Here is a 7139-nt window from a genome sequence, read left to right as displayed (position 1 = left end):
GATCGGCTGGGAGCAACCCGTTGTTGAACCAGAAATTCAATATCAGTTGGTTCAATGGTTAGTTTACCAGTCTTTTGTGGAAAAACAAGTTTTTGGTCAAAAGTGGCAACATTATAATTGCGACCATTAACATTTTCCATGGTCCATGAAATACCCTTATTTTTATCTCGTAAGGACTGTACAATAAAGTCAGAAAGTTTTGGCTGTTTGATATCAGAGATATCTTCCAACTGTACTTGCGTGTAAATTTTAGTTGTCAGCACCAAAGGTTCGCCCTGAAATACATTTTTCTTGGATGGTTTTACCGTGATGAACAATTCATCATCGCTGGGTGCTCTGCCAGTTGCAGTATTATTCTGTTGGTTATTCTGTGGTTTACTGCCCGCTTTGAGAACTTTGATTTTAACGGCATTCGATGAAATTTTCTCGTCATCCACTTTAATAGTAGCTGGTGGAATGGTGAAATCACCTTCTTTTAGCGCTTTCAGTATATAGGTAAAGGTATAGGTGGTTTCACGCGTTACCTTACCGTTAATAATAGAAGTACTATTTGAATATGAGGTACTTGGACCCATTAGGATCTGGAAATCCTGAAGGGCAGGCAGGCGTATATCACTACCTTCTTTATTTACGGTATATACCAATTGAAACTTATCACCCGCCACAACAGCTGACTGAGTGCGAGCTGTGAAGCTAACTTCCTGAGCATTTACAGAAGCAATACTTGTGGCTATGAGTAATATGGTTAGTAAGATTAGTCGCATATTTAAAATAAATGTTTTTGCAAAAATAATAATCTACCAGTTTTTTTCTGTCTTTGTTCTTTGAGCAGGCTTCGCTTTTCTTAATTCTTTTTGCAACTCGCTTTCGTCTTGTTGAATAGCATTTAGCAAGCGTTGAGCATCCTCTTTTGACATTTGTCCGGGAGGTGTTTGCTGATTTTGTTGATTCTGACGAGGAGGTTGTTCCTGCTTCTCATCTTTATCAGGCGTACCATCATTATCAGAATCTAAATCACGATAATCTGGAGTGCCGTCATTATCAGTGTCTTTCGGATTGGAAGGATCATCTCCTGCTTCCTGGCTATCAGGGCGACCATCATTGTCTGAATCCTGATCCTGATAGTCGGGTGTACCATCCTGGTCTGTATCCTGGTTTGGATCTTGCTGACCTTGTTCGTTTTCCTTCTCTTTTTCATCAGGTATGCCATCTTTATCAGAGTCTTGCGCCTGGTTATTCTGATCCTGATTTTGCTGTTGGTCCTGATTCTGATCTTGGTTTTGATCCTGATTCTGGTCCTGCTGGTTTTGTTGTTGCTCCAACATCTTCTGAACAGCAATCAGGTTGTATCGTGTACTATGATCCTCAGGGTTATTGCGCAAGGCATTTTTGTAGGCTTCCAGACTTTCTGGCAGTTTTTGCATGGCAAAATAACTGTTACCAATGTTGTGATAAACTTGTCCCAATCGCTCAGGATCAGTTTCTGTTCCTGCGAGTATCTGAAACTGGTCCAAAGCTTCATTAAAACGTTCTTGTTTATACAGAGCATCGGCCAGGTTAAATTTAGCTTCGAAAGAATCGCCTGACTTTTCTATAGCTTTTCGATATTCAATTTCAGATTCAAGGTAGGCCGAGTCAGCAAAATGACTATTACCACTTCTGATAAATTTACGTTCATCTTGTGCCTTTATATACAGCGAACTGAATAATATTGTTGAGAAAAGAAATATGTATTTTAACTTCATCATAATCGTTTAAAACATTATTCTTTGTTATTCTTCACCTCGAAGATGTTAATGTGTTTGAGTCTTCGGTTTTTGCGTTCCAGGATTAAAAATTCAAGAATTATCAGTAACAAAGCAAAGGCTGCAAAATACTGAAATTGATCATCGTAATCCGTATATACTTTAGCTTCGAGTTCAGATTTTTCCAACTGACTTAATTCATCAACCAGATTGTTTATACCATTGCGAATATTGTTGGCAGGAATATAAGCACCATTCCCCGTTATGGCTATTTTCTGCAGCGTAGCTTCATCAAGTTTTGATATCACTACATTGCCATCCCGGTCTTTCATAAAATCATTGCTTCGACCTCCTTTAACAGGGATAGGAGCTCCTTTAGGAAGTCCCATTCCCACTGTATAAACCTTTATCCCTTTTTCAGTTGCTGCTGCAGCTACTGCAACCGGATCGTCCTCGTGGTTTTCGCCATCTGTTATTACTATGACAGCCCGGTTGACATCTTCCTGACTTGTGAAACTGCTGATTCCTTTTTGGATAGCTGAACCGATAGCCGTTCCTTGTGTAGTAACAATATCTGTATCAATCGAATTAAGGAACATTTTCGCAGATGGATAATCTGTAGTAATAGGTAACTGAACAAAAGCTTCACCGGCAAAAACAATCAGTCCAATACGGTCATTTTGTAATTTGTCGATTAATCGGGCAATGGCTTGTTTAGCTCTTTCAAGCCGGTTAGGTTCAATGTCCTGTGCCATCATACTATTTGAGACATCAAGCGCAACTATAATTTCAATACCTTTTCGCTTAATGGTTTCCAGTTTAGTTCCATATTGCGGTCCTGCAATTGTAATGATCAACACAATAAATGCCCAAAGTAGAATGTAAAATTTAATGGTTGGTCGCTTAAATGATACATTGGGCATCAGATCATTTAATAATTCGGTATTGCCAAATTTTTCCAATGCTTTCTTTCTTCTTTTTGCCAGATACAAATGTATAAATGCTAAAAGAGGTATTAATAGCAACAGGTAAAGTGCATTAGGATGTTCAAACCTGAATATATTCATATTGCTTAAATTCTTGTTCTTAAAGTTGTGCGATGATATTAAGGTAAATTCCTGAATACCGTACTTCGCAAAAATATTTCCAATAAAAGGAATAAACCAGCTAAAGCAGCAAACCACCAGTATTCTTCTTTTCGCTTGGTGTATTCGCGAACTTCAATGCGCGTTTTTTCCATTTCATCAATTTCTTTATATATCTCTTCCAGTTTCTGGTTGTCAGTTGCCCTGAAATACTGGCCTCCTGTCATATCGGCGATGCTCTGTAAAAGTTCTTCATCAATCTTCACTTCCATTTGCTGATACTCTTTACCTCTGACAGTCTGAATTGGCATCGGTGCCATGCCATTGGTTCCGACTCCAATGGTATAAACTGTCACGTCAAAGGTTTGGGCTATTTCGGCAGCCGTCAAAGGAGCAATCTCACCAGCGTTATTTTCTCCATCAGTCAGGAGGATAATCACTTTACTTTTCGCATCACTATCTTTTATACGCTGCACGGCTGTTGCCAGACCCATACCAATGGCTGTACCCGTATTATCCAGTTCTATTTGATCCAAATCACGGAATAGGTTTGTCAGAACATTATAATCGGTTGTAAGTGGGCATTGAGTAAATGCATTTGCTCCGTAAATCACTAAACCAATTTTATCGCTTGTACGTCCGTTAATAAAATCAATTGCTACCTGTTTAGCTGCTTCCAAGCGATTTGGTTTAAAGTCTTCAGCCAACATACTACCGGAAATATCCAGCGACATCATAATGTCAATACCCTCTGTTTTTTCATCCCGGAAACTATTGCTGGATTGCGGTCTGGCCAAAACAGTAATTAAAAGCATAATGCTTAAAACCCTGAAAACAAACAAAAGGTGGCGGAGGTAAACTTTTTTTGATACAGGTGCTTTTTCAAATCCTTTCAGTGTTGATATCTGCAAAGAAGCTTGCATCCCTTTTTGTTTCCAGATATACCAAGCAATATAGGCTGGTAAAATAAGTAGTAGCCAGAAAAAATACGGTTGCGTAAATGTTATATCGTTCATCATTATTAACTACCTTTTTTACTCGTTTACAGTCAGGTCTTCTTCTTTTTTAAGCATAGCTTCCTTTTCTTCTTCAAGCGATTTTAGTTCTTCTTCTTTTGTTTGGTTGACAAAGAAGTAAGCATTGATCATGCTTAAGTCGTTTTCGTCAGGAAGTGGTTCATGCTTAGCAAATTTTACCAGGTCGGCTGTAATTAGTATCTGCCTTAAATTATCAATTGATTTGCCATCTCTAATATCAACACCAGTAAACGAATCCATAATTTCGTCAGTGGTTTGCTCCATGGCTCGTATTTTGAAACGCTCTTCTATATAGTGGCGTAGTGTATCTGTAACACCCGAATAGTACTCTTTAATTCGGTTATGCTGCCATAACTTTTCCCCTTTGATTTTGTCGAGCGATTCTAATGCTTTTATATGTGCCGGAATAACAGGTTCTTCCTTCTTGAATATTTTAACCGGAACTTCTCGTCCTAAAAATTTTAAAAGAATAAATGTGATGATACCAGCTGCTAATATGAAGCCTAACACCCAAGGCACATACTTGTACAGTTCTGAAAGGTGAAATGGGGTATTGACAGGCTGTTTGATATCAAAAATACCTTTTTGAGGATCAACTTCTTCAAAAGGATTGGCAACCATTAAGGCCATTGCATCGGTTTGAATTCGTTTACCTAATTTTTCGCTGGCCTCTTCAAAAACAATTGGCGGTATATAATGTAATCCACTATCGAAAGAAGTAATTCGATAACTTTGCTCAATTAGCAAGCGGTTATTTTCACGGCTTAAAGTGTCAGGCTCATTAAAGCGAACAATTTCAATGTTCTTAGTAATGGTGTCTGTAAGCTGTGGTAAAGCCAATTCCATATTATCAGGGTGACTTAATTGAAGTTTTAAGTCAATTTGCCCACCTATAAAAATAACCGTTGAATCCAATGTGGCAGATGCCGTTACATTTTGTGCCTTAACCATCGGATTGATACAAAAGTAAGCCAGCAAAAGAAGCGAAAGGATTTTGTATGGTGATTTTAGTAATTTCATTTAAATACGTTTTTTAAACAAAGAAATCAGCGCTTTAACATAGTCTTCATCTGTACGAACAGAAACATTATCAACTCCACATTTACTAAATAACCTGCGAGTCGCGTCCTCAGTTTCTCGCCACCATCTATTATATGCCTGACGAACTGCTTTGTTAGAAGTGTCAGCCCATTGGTATTGCCCGGTTTCAGCATCTTTCAGCTTAATCATTCCAATGGATGGAATTTCGGTTTCCCGTTTGTCATAAACCTTTAAAGCTACTACATCGTGCTTTTGATTGGCAATTTTAAGGGCGTCTTCAAAATCATTGTCAATAAAGTCAGAGATTACGAAAGTAGTACACCTCTTTTTGATGGCATTGGTCAAATATTTAAGCGCCTCAGAAATATTGGTTTGACGATGTTCAGGCGTAAAAGTGATAAATTCACGGATAATGTGAAGAATATGCTTACGGCCTTTCTTGGGTGGAATGAATTTCTCGATTCGATCACTAAAAAAAATCACACCAATTTTATCGTTATTTTGAATGGCCGAAAAGGCCAATACGGCGGCAATCTCAGTAATAACGTTTTTCTTGTACTTAAACCCTGAACCAAACTCCCTTGAGCCAGATACATCGATCATAAGTAACACGGTTAATTCACGTTCTTCCTCAAATACTTTGATATATGGGTGATTAAATCGCGCTGTTACATTCCAGTCAATGTTTCGTATATCGTCGCCATATTGATATTCGCGTACTTCACTAAAAGTCATACCACGGCCTTTAAATGCCGAATGGTATTCGCCGGCAAAAATATTTGCCGACAAACCACGCGTTTTAATTTCGATCTGGCGTACTTTTTTTAATAAATCAGTTGCTTCCAATTTTTGTGTTTTAGCTACCAGCCCCTGGCAAATTGCCCATAACCGGTTGGATTGTTGAAAGTGCTAATAAACTGCAATAAAGTTTGAAAGCTAGTAGCAGGTGGCTAATAGCTAACAGCTTTATTTAAGGTACTTCAACCTGATTTAATATTTCGCTAATGATCTCTTCCGAAGTTAAATTATTAGCTTCAGCTTCATAAGATAGACCAATACGGTGGCGTAATACATCATGGCAAATAGCTCTGACATCTTCAGGAATCACATAGCCACGTCGCTTGATAAATGCAAATGCCTTGGCTGCCATCGATAAACTGATACTGGCACGAGGTGATGCTCCGTAAGAAATCATGTCTTTGAATCTTTCAAGACCATATTGTTCAGGGAAACGTGTAGCAAAAGTAATGTCTACAATGTATTTCTCAATCTTTTCATCCATATAAACGTCTTTCACCACCTGACGTGCGCGAACGATATCTTCAGGCTTTAGTATAGTTGATGCTTTTGGGAATGTTTTCGCCAGGTTATGACGGATGATTAACTGCTCTTCATCCTTTTTTGGATAGTCCAATACAAGCTTTAGCATAAAACGGTCAACCTGTGCTTCAGGTAGCGGATAGGTTCCTTCTTGTTCAATCGGGTTTTGCGTGGCCATTACCAGGAATGGTTCCTCAAGTGGATAAGTAGTTTCACCAATCGTTACTTGTCTTTCCTGCATAGCTTCCAGTAAGGCACTCTGCACTTTTGCCGGAGCCCGGTTAATCTCATCAGCTAATACAAAATTAGTGAAGATTGGACCTTGCTTGACAATGAATTCCTCTTTTTTCTGGCTATAAATCATTGTGCCTAAAAGGTCGGCAGGTAGCAAGTCTGGTGTAAACTGAATACGTGAAAATTTTGCATCTACAATCGTTGCCAGAGTGTTAATGGCAAGTGTTTTTGCTAATCCGGGAACACCTTCAAGAAGAATGTGGCCATCTGATAAAAGACCGATTAAGAGACCTTCAACCAAATGTTTTTGACCAACAATTACCTTATTCATCTCCATTGTCAACAAATCAACAAAAGAGCTTTCTTCTTTAATGCGTTCGTTTATTGCTTTAATATCTACGGATTGTTCCATGATTTGTATTTTATCTATTTATTATATTTTTTAAAACAATTCTCTCATTCATTCAAATAAACACAAAGTTCGCCTGATCAATTATTTCAGCTTCGTTAATTTTTGTTAAGTCGAAGCAATTTTAACTATCCTTTAACGTATACCATTTTACCCCATCTGCAATGATATAATACTTCATTGAATTAGGCTAATCGCAAAAATAATAGGATTTTTATGACTATCCATATAAAAATTTAGCTCAGATAAAAAGGTTTTGGAAGAGGTT

Annotated in this window: 7 protein-coding genes; all 7 read right to left on the bottom strand. The window is 38.1% G+C overall.

Going from position 1 to position 7139, the window contains the following annotated elements:
• Positions 1-764 (bottom strand): BatD family protein (locus AC4MRQ_RS07805; RefSeq protein ID WP_491197102.1); only part of this gene is annotated, 764 nt, incomplete at its 3' end.
• A 33-nt stretch (positions 765-797) separates the two neighbouring features.
• Positions 798-1748: a tetratricopeptide repeat protein gene (locus AC4MRQ_RS07800; RefSeq protein WP_491197101.1), complete on the bottom strand. Its 951-nt coding sequence runs from the start codon at positions 1746-1748 to the stop codon at positions 798-800.
• 14 nt (positions 1749-1762) lie between these two features.
• A complete protein-coding gene (locus AC4MRQ_RS07795) occupies positions 1763-2812 on the bottom strand; it encodes a VWA domain-containing protein (RefSeq protein WP_491197100.1) in 1050 nt (349 codons plus the stop codon).
• A gap of 38 nt (positions 2813-2850) precedes the next feature.
• Positions 2851-3849 (bottom strand): vWA domain-containing protein, encoded by a 999-nt coding sequence (locus tag AC4MRQ_RS07790; RefSeq protein WP_491197099.1) that lies wholly within the window; start codon positions 3847-3849, stop codon positions 2851-2853.
• 15 nt (positions 3850-3864) lie between these two features.
• On the bottom strand, positions 3865-4887 hold the full coding sequence (locus AC4MRQ_RS07785) for a hypothetical protein (protein ID WP_491197098.1): 1023 nt from the start codon (positions 4885-4887) through the stop codon (positions 3865-3867).
• Positions 4888-5754 (bottom strand): DUF58 domain-containing protein, encoded by an 867-nt coding sequence (locus tag AC4MRQ_RS07780; RefSeq protein WP_491197097.1) that lies wholly within the window; start codon positions 5752-5754, stop codon positions 4888-4890.
• A gap of 124 nt (positions 5755-5878) precedes the next feature.
• Entirely contained in the window at positions 5879-6874 is a 996-nt protein-coding gene (locus AC4MRQ_RS07775) for an AAA family ATPase (RefSeq protein WP_491197096.1), read from the bottom strand.
• Positions 6875-7139 lie beyond the last annotated feature (265 nt).

The sequence above is a fragment of the Carboxylicivirga sp. genome (assembly GCF_982718395.1).
The sequence above is the reverse complement of the archived record's forward strand: the minus strand, read 5'-3'. Positions and strand labels throughout refer to the sequence as shown.